A 15,138-nucleotide genomic window follows, 5' to 3' on the forward strand; every position below is an offset into this window, starting at 1 on the left:
AGCGCTGATGGACACGGCCCAGGAGCTTCCTGACAAGGAGCTGTTGTCAAGGCACTCTCAGGGTGACGAACAGGCGTTCGCGGTACTGGTGCGCCGACACCGTGAGCGTATGTGGGCTGTCTCCATCCGGATGATGGGTGATCGCGAGGAGGCCTCCGACGCGCTCCAGGACGCCTTCATGTCCGCGTTCCGGGCGGCCGACCGGTTCCGCGGCGACTCCCAGGTGACCACCTGGCTGCACCGCATCGTCGTGAACGCCTGCCATGACCGACTGAGACGTCGCAAGGTGCGCCCGGCCACCCCCACCGAGGACGAGACCCTCGACGTCATGTCCAACGAGCGCATGAGCCGCTCCGGCGGCGGGCCGGACCACGCCTCCCAGACCGCTGCCCGGCTGGACGTGCGGTCCGCGATGGAGACGCTGCCCCTGGACCAGCGGATGGCCCTGACCCTGGTGGACATGCTCGGTTACCGGGTGGAAGAGGCAGCTGAGATCCTCGATGTCGCCTCCGGCACGGTCAAGAGCAGATGCGCACGGGGACGCGCGAAACTTCTCCCCTCTCTGGCTCATCTAAGGAACCCTCAGCCTCCCCGGGACGTCACATCTGGGAGAGGAGGTGCCAACCCATCGTGACGTCCCATCCAGACGTGGAGGCACTCGCCTTCTTCGCCGAGGATCTTCTCGAGCCCGACGAGGAACGCTCAATCGCCGACCACATCGACACCTGCGCGACCTGCGCCGCCACCATCGACGAGCTCTCCGGTGTGACCCGTGTGCTCGCCGAGGCACCGGCCCCCGCGCTGCCGCAGGACGTCGCCGACCTCCTCGACGGCCACATCAGCGAGGCCGCGCGAGAGCGTTCCGCCGCTTCCGGGCCTACCGGTGCCGAAAAAGCCGATACCGGGAACGCGGCCTATGGCGTACAGGAGGACGCACCCGCGGACGCCGACCCCGTCGGCACCCCCGCCACCGTCACCCCCATCACCGCCAAGAGGCGGGGCTTCGGTCTTCCCAAACTGATGGTTGCCGCCGCCGCGGCCGTCTTCGTGGTCGGCGGCGGTGCCGCCGTGTTCAACGGTCTGATGGCCGAGGAGGAGGAGGACACCGGGGCCGCCTCGCCCATGATCGAGGAGAACAGCGGTCCGGAGTCCGAACCGGACACCGCCCAGTCCTACACGGCCGAAGCGGTGGAGAGCGAGACGGTCTACACCGCCGACCAGCTCGGTGAGCAGGCCTCGGCCGTGCAGACCGAGGCAGAGGCCGAGGGCGCCGAGGGGTCCGACCCTAGCGTCGAACTCCAGGCGCAGGACCAGCTCCCGGACGGAGCTCAGGAATGCGTCACCCAATTCGAGGAGGCCAACGGCACCCGGGTCACCCTGGTCGACGACGCGCTCTTCGACGACGGAACCGGCCCCGAACGTGCGTGGATCCTCTTCACCCAGGACACCAACGGAACCAGCGTGGCCGTGGTCGACCCCGGCTGCGCGCAGGGTGGCGACACCGATGACAACGTCATCGCTGAGGGCACGCTCTAGGCACGGCCTTCCGGCTCGGTCCGTGCCTACCGTTCCGCTGTGGGGCAGATCAACAGTCGAGCGGGGCCACTGCCAGGCGGGTCAGCCTTGGCCGGGGCGGACCAGTCCGCTCTCGTAGGCGACCACCACGAGCCCCACGCGGTCCCGCACGCCCAGCTTGGTGAGCAGGCGGTGCACGTGTGTACGGGCCGTGGCGGGGCTCAGGTGCAATCGTGCCCCGACCTCCTGGTTGGACATTCCCCGCCCCACGAGTTCGAGGACCTCACGTTCCCTAGGGGTGAGTCCTTCCAAGCGCTCCGCGGCCTCCGGTGCGAGGTCGGTGCGGGCCAGCCGCTCGATCACGCGGCGGGTCACCCCGGGCGACAGCAGGGCCTCGCCCGCCGCGACGGTGCGGACCGCCTCCCGGAGTTCACCGGGTGCGGCGTCCTTGAGCAGGAAGCCCGCGGCACCCAACCGCAGCGCGGTGAACACGTTGTCGTCCTCTCCGAAGGTGGTGAGGACCACAACCCGGGTGTCGACATGTCGTCGCCCCGACGTGTCGACACGTCGACGTTCCAGTTCCCGCAACACGCCGAGCCCGTCCATGGTCGGCATCTGCAGGTCCAGCAGGACCACGTCCGGGCGGAAGCGGTCGGTTTCGACGAGTGCCCGGCGACCGTCGGCTGCCTCGGCCACCACCTCGATATCGCCGTCGCGTTCCAGGAGCGACCGCACCCCCGCACGCACCAGTGGTTGGTCGTCCACGAGCAGGACCCTCACCACGCGGTGCCCCCGATCGGCAGCCGTGCGCACACACGGAACCCGCCGCCCTCGGCCGAGCCCACCTCCAGTGTCCCCTCCAGCATCCGCGCCCTCTCCCGCATACCCGAGACCCCGCTCCCCTCTTCCCCGTCCGGCGCGGCACCCCGGCCGTCATCGGTGACCGTCACGTCGAGTCCACCGTCTCCGCGTTCCAGAACGACCATCGCTCCCCGGGCCCGCGCGTGGCGCAGCGTGTTCGTGAGCGCTTCCTGGACCACACGGAAGGCGGCCGCGTCGACCATCCCGGGAAGGTCTTCCCCGCCGTCGCCCACAACGTCGACCCGCAGTCCCGCTGCTCGGACGGAGGCAACCAGGTCCGCCAAGTGGGCGAGCCCGGCGACCCGGTCGACCTCAGGCCCGGGCTCGCGCAGCGCACGCACCGTGGACCGCAGATCCCGCAGGCCCTCCTTGGAGGCCAGGGTCACGTGTTCCAGCTCCGACCGGGCCGCCGTGAGATCCACCGACCCTTCTTCCAAGGCCTCAGCCGCCACCGCGGCGTGCAGCGACACCACGGACAGGTGGTGCCCGACGGCGTCGTGCAGATCGCGGGAAATCCTCCCCCGTTCCCGGGCCACGCGCTCAGCGGCCTCCGCCTCCCGCGCCTGGGCGTCCAGCGCGGCGATGCGCTCGCGCTGCCGGGCAGCTTCCCGGCGCTGGCGCGTACCGTCCCCGAGAGCGATCGCTGCCCCCATGATCGCCCCCGTGGACGCCAGCTCGTATCCCAAGAGGAAACCCAAGTCCTGCCCTTCGAGGGCTCGCGCAACGGTGGAGACCACCAGCAGCACCACCGCTGTCCCGGCAGCCCAGCCAGTGCGGCCCCGTTCGGCCGACGAGTACAGGGCGGCGGCGACGGGGACCGCCAGCCCGATGACGGGCAGATCCGCGGCGTGGTAAACGACAACGAGGACGCCGCTGGCCAGCAGCACTGCCAAGGGCCACCGGCGCCGGGCCAGCATAAGTAGGCCGAGGGCGGCCGCGAACCCGTAGGCCACGGCAGAGGGCAGGTCCCCTCCCCCGCCGAGATCCGCCGCGATCGCGATGGCGACCACGGCGAAGACCGCGAACCCCAACAGGGCGTCGACAATGACCGCTTGGCGGGCGGAGTGATCCGGCATACGGCGATTCTACGGAGCGCGGCCTCGGGGGACCCCGTACCGAAGGAGCGCTCCACTACGCGTTTCGCCGTACACGGAAGGAACCCGGTACGGACGCCCTGGAAGCACCGGCGTCCGTACCGTCCGGAGGATCCGAGCGGCGACCGCCGTACCGAGCCAACGGAGCAGACTCATGGACCAGAACCACTCAGAGCGTCCGGGACGCCCCGGTGACCCGGCCTCCACACCTACGTCCTCCGGTGCCCTGACAGGCGTCCCCTGGACGCTGGTACTGGGGCTCGGCGCCCTGGCCCTGATCCGGCCGCTGATGAGTGCCACCGGCATCTCAGCGGCGATCGGGGCACCTTGGGCACAGCTGGGAGTGACCCTGACCGTCTCGGTCGTCTGGATCGCGTCCGTCGTCGCCACGAGGGCTCCGCGGCCGGTCCTCACGCTCGTCCTCACAGGTGTGGCCTACGGGGTATTCGTGATCGTGTTGAGCGCCGTGCTGTCTCCGTTCGTCACCGGAGAGCTCCAGGGCCCGGTCGCCAACCCCTTCGGCCTGGTGTCCGTTCTCGCCACCAACGCCCTCTGGGGTGTCGTCGCCGGGGGTGTGGCCCTAGCGATCAGCGCCGGTCGCCGCGGGGGGACGTCCTCGAACTGAGGGCTATACCCCTCCCCCGTACGCTGGGGGGATGTCAGAGCGGGAATGCCTGGCGCCTACCATCGGTTGTGCTAACCATCTTTCCCTCAGGTCACACACCGTGGCCAGGGCAGCGACTGTGTGAAGGGCCTTGAGCGTGAGTGACGTCCGCAATGTCATCATCATCGGTTCCGGACCGGCGGGTTACACCGCTGCCGTGTACGCCGCGCGTGCGGAACTGCGCCCGCTCGTGTTCGAGGGGTCCATCACCGCGGGTGGTGCCCTCATGAACACCACCGACGTGGAGAACTTCCCGGGCTTCCCCGACGGCATCATGGGTCCGGACCTCATGGACCACATGCGCAAGCAGGCCGAGCGCTTCGGCGCAGAGCTGGTCCCCGAGGACGTCACCGACGTGGACCTGACCAAGCCAGTCAAGGAAGTCACCGCCGGCGGTGAGACCTTCCTCGCGCACACCATCATCCTGGCGACCGGCTCCGGCTACCGCGAGCTCGGCATCCCCGGTGAGAAGGAACTGTCGGGCCGCGGCACCTCCTGGTGCGCCACGTGCGACGGGTTCTTCTTCCGAGACCAGGACATCGCCGTGGCCGGCGGGGGCGACACCGCGATGGAGGAAGCCTTGTTCCTCACGCGCTTCGCCAAGTCCGTGACGGTCATCCACCGCAGGGACCAGCTTCGTGCGAGCCGCATCATGGCCGACCGCGCCCTGGCCAACGACAAGATCAAGTTCCTCTGGGACAGCGAGATCACCGAGGTTCTGGGCGAGGACCGGGTCAGCGGCCTCAAGCTGATCAACAACAAGACCAACGAGACCAGCACCCTGGACGTGACGGGCCTGTTCGTCGCGATCGGCCACGACCCGCGCGTGGAGCTGTTCCAGAAGCAGATCGAGCTCGACGAGGAGGGTTACGTGAAGGTGGACGCCCCGTCCACGCGGACCAACCTCGAGGGTGTCTTCGCCTCCGGTGACGTGGTGGACCACCAGTACCGTCAGGCGGTCACCGCCGCGGGCACCGGTTGCGCCGCCGCCCTGGACGCGGAGCGCCACCTGGCCGAACTCGGCCACTGAGCCTTCCCCCGCTGTCCCACCCGGTTTCGTCGAACCAAGGAGAACCAAGCAGTGTCCACCGTGAAGACCGCCACCGACGCCTCCTTCAAGGAGACCGTCCTCGCCAGTGACAAGCCCGTCCTGGTGGACTTCTGGGCCGACTGGTGCGGCCCCTGCAAGCAGATGGCCCCGGTCCTGGACAAGCTGGCCGAGGAGTACGGCGACAAGATCGATGTCGTCAAGCTCAACACCGACCAGAACCCCGAGACTCCCCGCGCCTACAACGTCATGTCGCTGCCGACGATGAACGTCTACAAGGACGGCGAGGTCGTCAAGCAGATCATCGGCGCCAAGCCGAAGCGTGTCCTCGAGAAGGACCTCGCCGAGTTCCTCTAACCAGGAGCGCACCGGAAACATCCAGAGGCCCTCAGGCGCAGCCTGGGGGCCTTTCTGTACCTCCGTGGACTCGGGCAAGCCTAGACCCCGCCGCGCGCCTCCAGGGGCACTGTGTCGCCACGGAAGCGCAAGGACGCGACGCGGCGGCCAGGCCGATGCTGACACAGATCCCCGCGGCCCGCATCGGACTGTTTCACGTGAAACAGGACCGAACCGATCGGAAGGGCGCCCCCGTACCAACTGGCAGCTGACATGACGATGGCGGTGTTTCACGTGAAACACCGCCATCATGCGCGAGGGATCAGTTCTCCTGGTCCATCTGACTGATGATCCGCTCCAGGTCCTCCATCGTCGCGAACTCCACGACGATCTTGCCCTTCTTCCGGCCGATGTCCACCTTCACCGTGGTGTCGAGCCGGTCCCCCATGCGGGTAGCCCACTCCTCGACCTGAGGGGGGTTGCTGATCCGTCCCGCCGATGAGCGACGGGGTTTCTCCTCCTCCGGGATCTCCTTGAGGGCGACGATCTCCTCCAGAGAGCGCACCGACAACCCTTCGTCATTGACCCGTTTGGCGAGGCGCTCCTGCGCCTCCTGGTCGTCGATCGCCAGGAGCGCACGCGCGTGACCCGCGCTCAGCACACCGGCCGCCACGCGGGTCTGCACCCGCCCGGGGAGGTTGAGCAGACGCAGGGTGTTGGCGATGTGCGAACGCGACTTGCCGACCTGCTGGGCGAGCTCGGCCTGAGTCGTACCGAAGTCGTCCAGCATCTGCTGGTACGCCGCCGCCTCTTCCAGCGGGTTGAGCTCCTGACGGTGCAGGTTCTCCAGAAGGGCTTCCCGGAGCAGCTCGTCGTCACTCGTCTTGCGGACGATCGCCGGGATGCGGTCGAGCCCCGCGAGCTTGCTCGCCCGGAAACGCCGCTCACCCATGATCAGCTCGTACCGCGGGGCTCCCCCCGCCTCGAGCTTGCGGACCACGACCGGCTGGAGCAGGCCGACCTCGACGATCGACTCCCTCAGCTCTTCCAGGGCCTCGTCGTCGAAATGCGTCCTGGGCTGACGGGGGTTGGGGGTGATCGAGGAGAGCTCGACCTCCTCCATATAGGTCCCGTCCGGCAGCTCCGTCGACTCCTGAACCTCGGGGGGCTCAGGGGCGGGCACCGCGGATTCCCGAACACTCTCCGACGGCGCGGGGGCCGTCGGCCCCTGCGGGATGAGCGCCCCCAGCCCCTTGCCCAGTCCGCGCCGCTGCTGGCTCACCGGCAACTCCCTCCACACTCTTTGCCTACTTCCGCCCGACCGCACCGGCCGGGCGGAGTGTTTCACGTGAAACAACTGCCGTTAACCGGCGTTGAGCCCTTCGGCCCGGAAGGCGATCTCCCGGGCGGCCTCCAAGTACGCCACCGCACCGGTGGACGCCGGGTCGTACGTCATGACGGACTGCCCATAGCTCGGCGCCTCGGAGACACGAACACTCCGCGGCACCAGTGACTCCAGGACGATCTCGCCGAAGTGCGAACGGACTTCGTCCGCCACCTGCTGGGCGAGCCTGGTCCTGCCGTCGTACATCGTCAGCACGATCGTGCTGATCGACAGTCCGGTGTTGAGGTGGGACTTGACCAGATCCACGTTGCGCAGCAACTGGCCAAGCCCTTCCAGCGCGTAGTACTCACACTGGATCGGAATCATGACCTCGTCACACGCCACCATCGCGTTGACCGTCAACAGGCCTAGCGAGGGAGGGCAGTCGATGAGGATGTAGTCGAGGTCCGACGTGTCGTAGGCATCGAAGGCCCGCTTGAGCCGTGCCTCCCGGGCGACCAAGGAAACCAGTTCGATTTCGGCGCCGGCCAGGTCGATGGTGGCCGGTGCGCACCACAGGTTCGGGATGTCCGGCACCGGCTGGGCCAGCTTCCGGATCTCCTCGTCCTCAACCAAGCAGTGGTAGATGGAACGGGTCTGCGTGTCTCGCTCCATACCGAGCGCGGTGGATGCGTTCCCCTGGGGGTCGAGATCGACCACGAGGACACGTTGTCCGTTCATGGCCAGGGCGGCGGCGATGTTCACCGTCGTGGTGGTCTTGCCGACCCCGCCCTTCTGGTTGGCCACACTGATCACCCGGCAGGACTTGGGGCGAGGCCAGGGGTCCTCGTGCCCACGAACCGCCATCGCGGCATGGGCCGCCCGGGCGATGGGGGTGTCTGGGGGGCCGTCGTGGGCCGCATCGCCGCCCCCTGCTTCTGGGGGATGGCCCACTGTGGATTCCTCTGCTGTTTCACGTGAAACATCGAGCAGGTCTCCGTAGCCACCCATCGGTGTTTCACGTGAAACACCGAAGTTGTCGTCTGGATTCTGGGGCACGAATGAGTTCACCTCTTCCGTCCGCGCTTCTTTTTGCCGCCGCGCGCCTTCTTCTGGGAACCACCGGACGCGAGCGGACCACCGTCGGATGTCACCGTGACGCGAACGACCGTGGTAGCGGGATCGACTTTACCGCGCCCAACCCTGATCAGATCGCAGACGCTAGGCCGCAGTTTCGAAACGTCTCTCTCGGCCTCCGCCAACTCGCTCTCAGCCTGCTCGCCCTTGAGCGCAAGCAAACTCCCGTTCTTGCGTAGGAGCGGCAAGGACCAGCCCGCGAGCCGGGACAGTGGAGCGACCGCGCGAGCGGTGACGAAATCAGTCTGCAGTTCGCCGTGCACCTCCTCGGCGCGCCCACGCCGCACTTCCACGTTGGGCAGACCGAGCTTCTCCACGGCCTCCTCGAGAAAGACCGTCCTCCTCAGCAGCGGCTCCAGGAGGGTCATCTTGATGTCGGGGCGCAGCAGGCCGAGCACCAAGCCGGGCAGTCCAGCACCCGACCCGACGTCGACCACATCGGCGCCTTCGGGGATCAATTCCTCGACGACAGCACAGTTGATGAGGTGCCGCTCCCACAGGCGGGGCACCTCACGCGGGCCGATCAGCCCCCGGCGCACCCCGTCATCCGCGAGGAGTTCAGCGTAGCGCTGCGCCCCGGGAAGAGCCTCGCCGAACACCGCCTCCGCCGGTGGGGGCGGGCTGGAGAGCGTAGCGGCGGGTTCCTCAGCGCCCGAGGTCATCGGTCACCACCTGTCGGAACTGGTCCATCGTCACTTCCATCAACCGTTGGGTCGCCATGTCGACCTGTCCACATTGCGGGGGCCGACCGACGCGGAAAGCGCGCGGCGGCTGACGGCCACCCGCGCGCACGAAGCAACCCCGCTCCCGCGCCCATGCTCGACGCGGGATTCCACACTCGCCCACCCGGAAGCACCGGGGCGGAACGATACGTGGACAGGGAAACACTCAGAGACGATCCTATGTGGGAGCCGCACCCGAGTTTCACGTGAAACACCTTCGAAAGCCACTCGCGCAGGCCGCTCCAGACGGGTACGCAAGCAACCGGCATCCCAGGGAGCCCCGACGAAGCCCTCAGGCACAGCGAAGGGGCGGTGTTTCACGTGAAACACCGCCCCCGTGGCTTCCGGTCTTCCGCTAGTCGGCCGGGTGGACCACCACGTACCGGTTGGGCTCCTCGCCCTCGGACTCGCTCCGGAGTCCGGCCGCGGCGACCGCGTCGTGCACGACCTTGCGCTCGAAGGGGGTCATCGGCTCCAGCGGATGGATCTCCCCCGACTTCTTGACCTTGTCGGCAGCCTCGGTGCCAGCCTGGAAAAGCACCTTCCGACGGCCCTCGCGGTATCCGCCGATGTCCAACATCAGTCGGCTGCGCTCTCCCGTGGCCCGGTGCACAGCCAGACGGGTCAGCTCCTGAAGGGCCTCCAGGACCTCGCCGTCCTCACCGATCAGCTCGTCGAGGGTAGCGCCGACGACGGAGACCATCGCGCGGTCACCTTCGACATCCATGTCGATGTCGCCGTCGAAGTCCGCGATGTCGAGGAGTCCCTCAACGTAGTCCGCGGCGATATCGCCCTCGTTCTCCAGGGCACCAATGTCGATTCCGGCTTCAGGCGACTCAGCCACAGCCACGCCACCGCTCTCTTCCTCGCTACTTCCCACGGCGATCCCGTCTCCTCAATCCGTCAGGCCCTGGTCGTCGTACGCCTCAGGGGCATTGTCGCCTGCGTACTCGAAAGTCGTGGCCGCCGACACGAAACAGGGAGTCCCTACTTGGACCCACCGGTGCGCTTGGAGCGCGACTGCTTCTTCGGCTGCTTGCGTTCGATCTTAGGCTCTTCCTTCGGCTCCGGAGAGGGTTCCGGGGCCTTCTTCCGGCCGAGCATTCCCTTGGCTGAACCCTTGGACGCGGTGCCCTTGCCCGACTCGTCCTCCTGACCGGGCAGCGGCTGGTTCTTGTACAGGAAGTGCTGCTGCACCATCGTCCACACGTTGGACGTGACCCAGTAGACGAGCACACCGATGGGCATCATGAGACCGAAGAGCCCGAAAGCGGGCGCCATGTACATCATGATCTTCTGAGTCTGCATCATCGGGTTGTCAGGCTGCTGCGCGATGCTGCGCTTGATGCTCTGACGCATGGTCAGGAAGGTCGTCAGACCCATGACCACACAGGCGATGGCAATGACGACCTTCGCCATGGTGGGGTTGGTGGAACCCAGAGCCTGCAGGTCCTCGGGGGACGTGTTGAACTGCGCGGCGATGGGGGCGGCGAAGATCAGCGCCTCGCGCGCGCTGTTGACCAGCTCTTCCGTGAAGCCGAACCGGACGTTGCCCTCGGCCACGTTGCGCAGCACGTTGAACAGGGCGAAGAAGACCGGCATCTGGAGCAGGAGCGGGAGGCAGCCCATGATGGGGTTGGTGCCGCTCTCCTGGTACAGCTTCATCGACTCCTTCTGGAGCCGCTCCTTGTCGTGCTTGTAGCGCTCCCGAAGCTTCGCGATCTTCGGTTGCACCTCCTGCATCTTGCGCTGCGTGTTCATCTGCTTGACGAACAGCGGCACCATCAGGAGGCGCATCACACAGGTAAGCAGCACGATGGACAGGCCCCAGGCCCACCCGCTGTCAGGGTTCAGGCCGATGAAGGTCAGACCCGAGTGGATCCAGACCAACACGTGGCCGATGATGTTGTAAAGCCAGTCCAGCACCGGCCAACTCCTCGTTCAGTGAAACTACTGGTCCCCGGTGGCGGTGCCGGTATCCCCGGTTCCGCCCCTGGATTCCTCGGACTCCTCGCTCCGGTCCCCCTTGGGCGACGGAACCGGATCAAGACCCCCTGGGTTGAAGGGGTGACAGCGGGCGATGCGCCTAACGGCCAACCACAACCCGCGCAGCCCCCCGTGAACGCGGAGCGCCTCGACGGCGTACGCACTGCACGACGGGTAGAAACGACAGACCGGGGGGAAGAGCGGGCTGATGAAACGCTGGTAACCGCGAATGGGCAGGATCAACAACCGCGCTAACGACGTCGGTCTGTGCTCGATCATGGCTTCGCCCACCGTTCTCCGCCCTCAGGGGGGCGACGGTCATCGTCCGCTTCGCTCTTCGCCGCCTCGACCGCTTCCGGGCGTGGTCCCCCACGGCCTCGTCGGCGTCGCGAAGCGCCGCGCGGTCGCTGTGCCGCGGCGATCGCACTGTCGAGTTGCACCGCCAAGTCCTCCTGCCGTTTGGTGGCGGCGGAGGGCTTGGCTCGTACTACCAGAAGGCTACCGTTTGGCAGTCCTGGCAACCGAGCCCGTACGGCGTGCCTCAGCCTGCGCTGCACGCGCTTGCGCACCACCGCTCCCCCGACCGCCTTACTCACGACAAAACCGACGCGCGGCGGTACCGTCGCGTCGGTGTCGGATGATGTTCCGGGAGCAAGGTAGACGACGCCCAGGGCGTCGCGCGAGGCGCGCCGTCCCGAACGCATGACCGTTCCGAACTCGGCGCTGCGGCGCATCCGGTTCTCCGGCGACAACATCGGCGTTCCTCCGGGAGAGGGGTGCGGCACGACCCTCGGCTACCGGATCCGTGCCCCACGACAAAGGGACCGGCCGGCGAGAAGGCCGGACCGGTCCCAGTGAAGACTTGAGGCTTGACGCAGCCTAGTGGCTCACGGTCAGCGCGGCGCGTCCCTTACGACGACGCGAGGCGATGGTGGCGCGACCGGCGCGCGTACGCATGCGCAGCCGGAAGCCGTGGACCTTCGCGCGACGCCGGTTGTTCGGCTGAAACGTACGCTTGCTCACTACTGGCTCCAGGGGCGTGTCAGGAAAGTACTACGACAGACCCCCAGGATATGCGGGGTCTCACTGTGCTGGTGCCGCGACCGCGCTGTCGTGCGAACACGAGCGCAGGCAGAATCCACGGCATAAGCATATAGAAGATACGACCTGACCCTGTCGGGGTCAAATCAGACCTGCTTACGGTTGCCCCGGCCGCGTGCTCGGGAGCCTGCGGATCCGGTGGCGACCGCCACTGCGCATAGTCTACCCCCGCCCCTGTGGAAAACGGGTTGTCCACAGGGGGTGGAGCCTCCACAGGACACACAGCCTGTGGATAACCTCGACCTGTGGATAACTTTCACCCGGCGCCCTCCATCGCCGCACCGAAGCCGGATCCAGGCGCTTTACACATGTGATGACCTGCAAATTGTGGATAACCCTGCACAACGCACAGCCAGCTGCCATCCTGTGGATAAACCTGTGTACAACGTGTGGACAACCTCCCCAAGCTGTGGATACCCAGGGGTAGTCAGAACTTTGGTCACTCTCCGGCCGTCGGGTTGTCCACAGGGCCCGGACGACCGAACCGACCGATCACGCCGCCACCCTCCTGCCCCGGCACACCGTAGAGGGGAGGACAATGGGATGGGTGGGCCCAGGGGTGCCCACGCGCACGAGTGACTCCGTACCCACCTCCCCGTCCCCTCACCGCCTCCAATCCGCACCGAACAGATCCGCACTGAAGGGACAGCAACCATGGCAGGTCACCTTGGCTGAAGCACAGGTCAACCTCGCAATGGTCTGGTCGAGCGTGTTGGACGGGATCGACAACGACTCCCTGCCCGCGCACCAGCGCGCCTGGCTACCGCAGACCCGTCCGCTGGGCCTGATCGAGGACACCGCGCTGATCGCGGCACCCAACGAGTTCACCAAGAAGGTCCTGGAGACGCGCCTCTACCCGGCGATCAGCAAGGCCCTCTCCATGCACCTCGGGCGGGACATCCGGGTCGCGGTGACCGTGGACCCCACCGCGGTACCGACACCGCCCCCGACCCCTGCTTCCTACAGCGCGGGCAGGGACCACAGCCCCCAAGGTGCACCCAGCCCCCTCAACCCGCCCCAGGAGCAGGCGCCGGGTCCGCAGCGTCCCGAACAGCCTTCTCCCGCCGAACCGGCCCTGCCGGAGTCCCCGGCGCAGGAGCCGCGCGGCCAGCACGCCCGCCCGGCCGCACCGCATCCCGCGGAAGCACTGGGCGCCCACCCGGGCGGGGCAGAGCCCCAGTCACAGCACCCTCAGCAGCAAGACCCATCGCGGCTACAGCAAGCACCGGTGCAGCCTGCGCAGGCACAGCAGCCTCCGGTGCAGCAGCAGGCCGACCTGCTCGATTCCACACCCCCTGCTGAAGGGCCACAGCCCGCGGAAGCGCAGCCTCCCCGCGCTCACCAGCCGCAGCGGCCCGATCAGCCGCACGCGGACCCGGACCCGAGTGGTTGGGCGCCGGCACCCGCACCGGCCCCGGCACCCCAGGGCGGCCCCGAAGGCCCCGCCCAGGCACCGGAGCAGGAAGCACCTTCCCCGTGGTCGAGTCCGGTCGGCTGGGAGCAGCCGGCCCAGGAACAGCTGTGGCAGCAGCAGAGCTGGGGCGAGGCCGCGTGGGACGAGCCCAACCGCTGGGAGACCCCGGCGGCCACTCCCCCGCCACCGCCCGCGCCCCAGCCGGCCGCCCCCTCGGTGCCGGACAGCGTCGACGTGTCCGAACGGCTGCCCGTCGAGCCGATCGACGAGCCCGGACCCCCTGAGCCCGGACCCCCTGAGCCCAGCTCCCCTGGGCCCGGGCTTCCCGCGCCCGGCGCCCCCGGACCCGCTCCCTCCGAACCAGAGGTGGAGAGGAGGAGAGCCTCGGTCTCGCCGACATCTCCTCCCGGCCGTTCACCGGAGATTCCGCCGGGTGAGCACGCAAGGCTGAACCCGAAGTACACCTTCGACACCTTCGTCATCGGTTCCAGCAACCGGTTCGCGCACGCCGCCTCGGTCGCCGCCGCCGAAGCTCCGGCCAAGGCGTACAACCCGCTGTTCATCCACGGCGGTTCCGGGCTCGGAAAGACCCACCTCCTGCACGCCATCGGCCACTACACGCACCGGCTCTACGAAGGCTCCCGGGTGCGGTACGTGAGCTCGGAGGAGTTCACCAACGAGTTCATCAACTCGATCCGGGACGGGAAGGCGGACGGATTCCGCCGCCGCTACCGCGACATCGACGTGCTCCTCGTGGACGACATCCAGTTCCTGGAGAACAAGGAGCAGACGCAGGAGGAGTTCTTCCACACCTTCAACACCCTCCACAACTCCGACAAGCAGATCGTCATCTCCAGTGACCGGCCGCCCAAGCAGCTGACCACACTGGAGGACAGGATGCGGAGCCGCTTCGAGTGGGGTCTGCTCACCGATGTGCAGCCACCCGAGTTGGAGACCCGGATCGCCATCCTGCGCAAGAAGGCGGCTCAGGAGGGGCTGGCAGCCCCACCGGAGGTGCTGGAGTTCATCGCCAGCAAGATCTCGACCAACATCCGGGAGCTCGAGGGCGCGCTCATCCGCGTGACCGCCTTCGCCAGCCTCAACCGGCAGTCGGTGGACCTGGACCTGACGGGACAGGTGCTCCGCGACCTCGTGCCGAGCACTGAGGTGCCGGAAATCACCGCCGGGGCGATCATGTCCCAGACCGCGGCGTACTTCGGGCTGACCGTGGAGGACCTCTGCGGAACCTCCCGTTCTCGTGTGCTGGTGACGGCCAGACAGATCGCCATGTACCTGTGCCGGGAGCTCACCGAGCTCTCCCTGCCGAAGATCGGCCAGCAGTTCGGCGGCCGCGACCACACCACGGTCATGCACGCCGACCGCAAGGTGCGCGCCCTGATGGCGGAGCGACGCTCCATCTACAACCAGGTCCACGAACTCACCAGCCGGATCAAGGACCAGCCCTCGCTGACCTGACCCCGTCGGCCTGAGCGGAATAGGCCACAGGAAGGGGGACCGGTCCGATGGAACCGGTCCCCCTTCCTTGTGCGCGGTACCCGGGCTTCGGACGAGGTACCGGTTCCTGAGCACGGTGTCGGCTTCCTGTGCACGGCGTCGGCCCGCCGGTCGGCCCGTCCTCCGCGTTCGCCCCGAGCCAGAACCGCCGAGAGTGAGTTATCCACAGGCGTGTGTGGCCGTTGCTCCCATGGAGCGAGGTACGCCCGTGTCATGGCTCAACGGCACCGTCTGTGCCGGACACACACGATTTCCCCTACCTCCCAGGGCTTCCAACCCCTGTTGTCCGTCACACACCCACCGGCGAGCAGGCTGTCGGGGCACGATGACAACGGTCGATGCGCACAACTCGCGGGAGGCCTGTGGAAAACCCTGTGCACAGACTGTTTGTCCAGGTTCGAGAGGTATGCATTGAGGCCCG

16 protein-coding genes are annotated in these 15,138 nt (G+C 67.6%); 6 read left to right on the top strand and 10 right to left on the bottom strand.

What is annotated here, in order from left to right; translation table 11 throughout:
- The first annotated feature begins 7 nt into the window (after positions 1–7).
- A complete protein-coding gene (gene sigM, locus ACYVDG_RS22755; RefSeq protein ID WP_460757358.1) occupies positions 8–634 on the top strand; it encodes an RNA polymerase sigma factor SigM in 627 nt (208 codons plus the stop codon).
- Entirely contained in the window at positions 631–1,536 is a 906-nt protein-coding gene (locus tag ACYVDG_RS22760; protein ID WP_460757363.1) for an anti-sigma factor family protein, read from the top strand. The genes sigM and ACYVDG_RS22760 overlap by 4 nt, the downstream gene beginning before the upstream one ends.
- Positions 1,537–1,617: 81 nt before the next feature.
- Here the strand turns inward: ACYVDG_RS22760 and ACYVDG_RS22765 are convergent, their stop codons facing one another.
- Positions 1,618–2,298 (bottom strand): response regulator, encoded by a 681-nt coding sequence (locus ACYVDG_RS22765; RefSeq protein WP_460757366.1) that lies wholly within the window; start codon positions 2,296–2,298, stop codon positions 1,618–1,620.
- Positions 2,292–3,452: a sensor histidine kinase gene (locus tag ACYVDG_RS22770; RefSeq protein WP_460757371.1), complete on the bottom strand. Its 1,161-nt coding sequence runs from the start codon at positions 3,450–3,452 to the stop codon at positions 2,292–2,294. Before ACYVDG_RS22770 ends, ACYVDG_RS22765 begins: the two co-directional genes overlap by 7 nt.
- Positions 3,453–3,624: 172 nt before the next feature.
- Here ACYVDG_RS22770 and ACYVDG_RS22775 point away from each other — a divergent pair, with 172 nt between their 5' ends.
- From ACYVDG_RS22775 to trxA, 3 genes are all read left to right on the top strand, one after another.
- Positions 3,625–4,095 carry a hypothetical protein gene (locus ACYVDG_RS22775; RefSeq protein WP_460757374.1) on the top strand — a complete coding sequence of 157 codons (471 nt, stop codon included), beginning with the start codon at positions 3,625–3,627 and terminating at the stop codon, positions 4,093–4,095.
- Between the two features lie 136 nt (positions 4,096–4,231).
- The gene (gene trxB / locus ACYVDG_RS22780; RefSeq protein ID WP_460757378.1) at positions 4,232–5,164 is read left to right on the top strand and encodes a thioredoxin-disulfide reductase; all 933 of its coding nucleotides are present in this window, start codon (positions 4,232–4,234) and stop codon (positions 5,162–5,164) included.
- 51 nt (positions 5,165–5,215) lie between these two features.
- Positions 5,216–5,539: a thioredoxin gene (gene trxA, locus ACYVDG_RS22785; protein WP_460757381.1), complete on the top strand. Its 324-nt coding sequence runs from the start codon at positions 5,216–5,218 to the stop codon at positions 5,537–5,539.
- Positions 5,540–5,840: 301 nt separating this feature from the next.
- Here the strand turns inward: trxA and ACYVDG_RS22790 are convergent, their stop codons facing one another.
- The 8 genes from ACYVDG_RS22790 to rpmH form a co-directional block, all read right to left on the bottom strand.
- Complete coding sequence (locus ACYVDG_RS22790; protein ID WP_460757384.1) at positions 5,841–6,800, bottom strand: ParB/RepB/Spo0J family partition protein; 960 nt, start codon at positions 6,798–6,800, stop codon at positions 5,841–5,843.
- Positions 6,801–6,881: 81 nt separating this feature from the next.
- Positions 6,882–7,709: a ParA family protein gene (locus ACYVDG_RS22795; protein ID WP_460757483.1), complete on the bottom strand. Its 828-nt coding sequence runs from the start codon at positions 7,707–7,709 to the stop codon at positions 6,882–6,884.
- A gap of 200 nt (positions 7,710–7,909) precedes the next feature.
- Positions 7,910–8,641, bottom strand: a complete 732-nt coding sequence (gene rsmG, locus ACYVDG_RS22800; protein ID WP_460757387.1) for a 16S rRNA (guanine(527)-N(7))-methyltransferase RsmG — start codon at positions 8,639–8,641, stop codon at positions 7,910–7,912.
- A gap of 415 nt (positions 8,642–9,056) precedes the next feature.
- Positions 9,057–9,545, bottom strand: a complete 489-nt coding sequence (locus ACYVDG_RS22805; RefSeq protein WP_460757486.1) for a Jag family protein — start codon at positions 9,543–9,545, stop codon at positions 9,057–9,059.
- A 143-nt stretch (positions 9,546–9,688) separates the two neighbouring features.
- Positions 9,689–10,627: a membrane protein insertase YidC gene (yidC, locus tag ACYVDG_RS22810; RefSeq protein ID WP_460757390.1), complete on the bottom strand. Its 939-nt coding sequence runs from the start codon at positions 10,625–10,627 to the stop codon at positions 9,689–9,691.
- A 24-nt stretch (positions 10,628–10,651) separates the two neighbouring features.
- Positions 10,652–10,966 carry a membrane protein insertion efficiency factor YidD gene (gene yidD, locus ACYVDG_RS22815; protein WP_460757489.1) on the bottom strand — a complete coding sequence of 105 codons (315 nt, stop codon included), beginning with the start codon at positions 10,964–10,966 and terminating at the stop codon, positions 10,652–10,654.
- Positions 10,963–11,442 (bottom strand): ribonuclease P protein component, encoded by a 480-nt coding sequence (gene rnpA, locus ACYVDG_RS22820; protein WP_460757395.1) that lies wholly within the window; start codon positions 11,440–11,442, stop codon positions 10,963–10,965. Before rnpA ends, yidD begins: the two co-directional genes overlap by 4 nt.
- 124 nt (positions 11,443–11,566) lie before the next feature.
- A complete protein-coding gene (gene rpmH, locus ACYVDG_RS22825; protein ID WP_460757399.1) occupies positions 11,567–11,710 on the bottom strand; it encodes a 50S ribosomal protein L34 in 144 nt (47 codons plus the stop codon).
- A gap of 772 nt (positions 11,711–12,482) precedes the next feature.
- Here rpmH and dnaA point away from each other — a divergent pair.
- The gene (dnaA, locus tag ACYVDG_RS22830; protein WP_460757492.1) at positions 12,483–14,678 is read left to right on the top strand and encodes a chromosomal replication initiator protein DnaA; all 2,196 of its coding nucleotides are present in this window, start codon (positions 12,483–12,485) and stop codon (positions 14,676–14,678) included.
- The last annotated feature ends 460 nt before the right edge of the window (positions 14,679–15,138 follow it).

It is taken from the genome of Nocardiopsis oceani (assembly GCF_054777395.1).

Bases quoted from the DNA above. Each gene is read 5' to 3' on its own strand.
- ACYVDG_RS22770 (WP_460757371.1), bottom strand. From the start codon at position 3,452: ATGCCGGATCACTCCGCCCGCCAAGCGGTCATTGTCGACGCCCTGTTG.
- dnaA (WP_460757492.1), top strand. From the start codon at position 12,483: ATGGTCTGGTCGAGCGTGTTGGACGGGATCGACAACGACTCCCTGCCC.
- yidD (WP_460757489.1), bottom strand. From the start codon at position 10,966: ATGATCGAGCACAGACCGACGTCGTTAGCGCGGTTGTTGATCCTGCCC.
- rnpA (WP_460757395.1), bottom strand. From the start codon at position 11,442: ATGTTGTCGCCGGAGAACCGGATGCGCCGCAGCGCCGAGTTCGGAACG.
- sigM (WP_460757358.1), top strand. From the start codon at position 8: ATGGACACGGCCCAGGAGCTTCCTGACAAGGAGCTGTTGTCAAGGCAC.
- ACYVDG_RS22775 (WP_460757374.1), top strand. From the start codon at position 3,625: ATGGACCAGAACCACTCAGAGCGTCCGGGACGCCCCGGTGACCCGGCC.
- rsmG (WP_460757387.1), bottom strand. From the start codon at position 8,641: ATGACCTCGGGCGCTGAGGAACCCGCCGCTACGCTCTCCAGCCCGCCC.
- ACYVDG_RS22795 (WP_460757483.1), bottom strand. From the start codon at position 7,709: ATGGCGGTTCGTGGGCACGAGGACCCCTGGCCTCGCCCCAAGTCCTGC.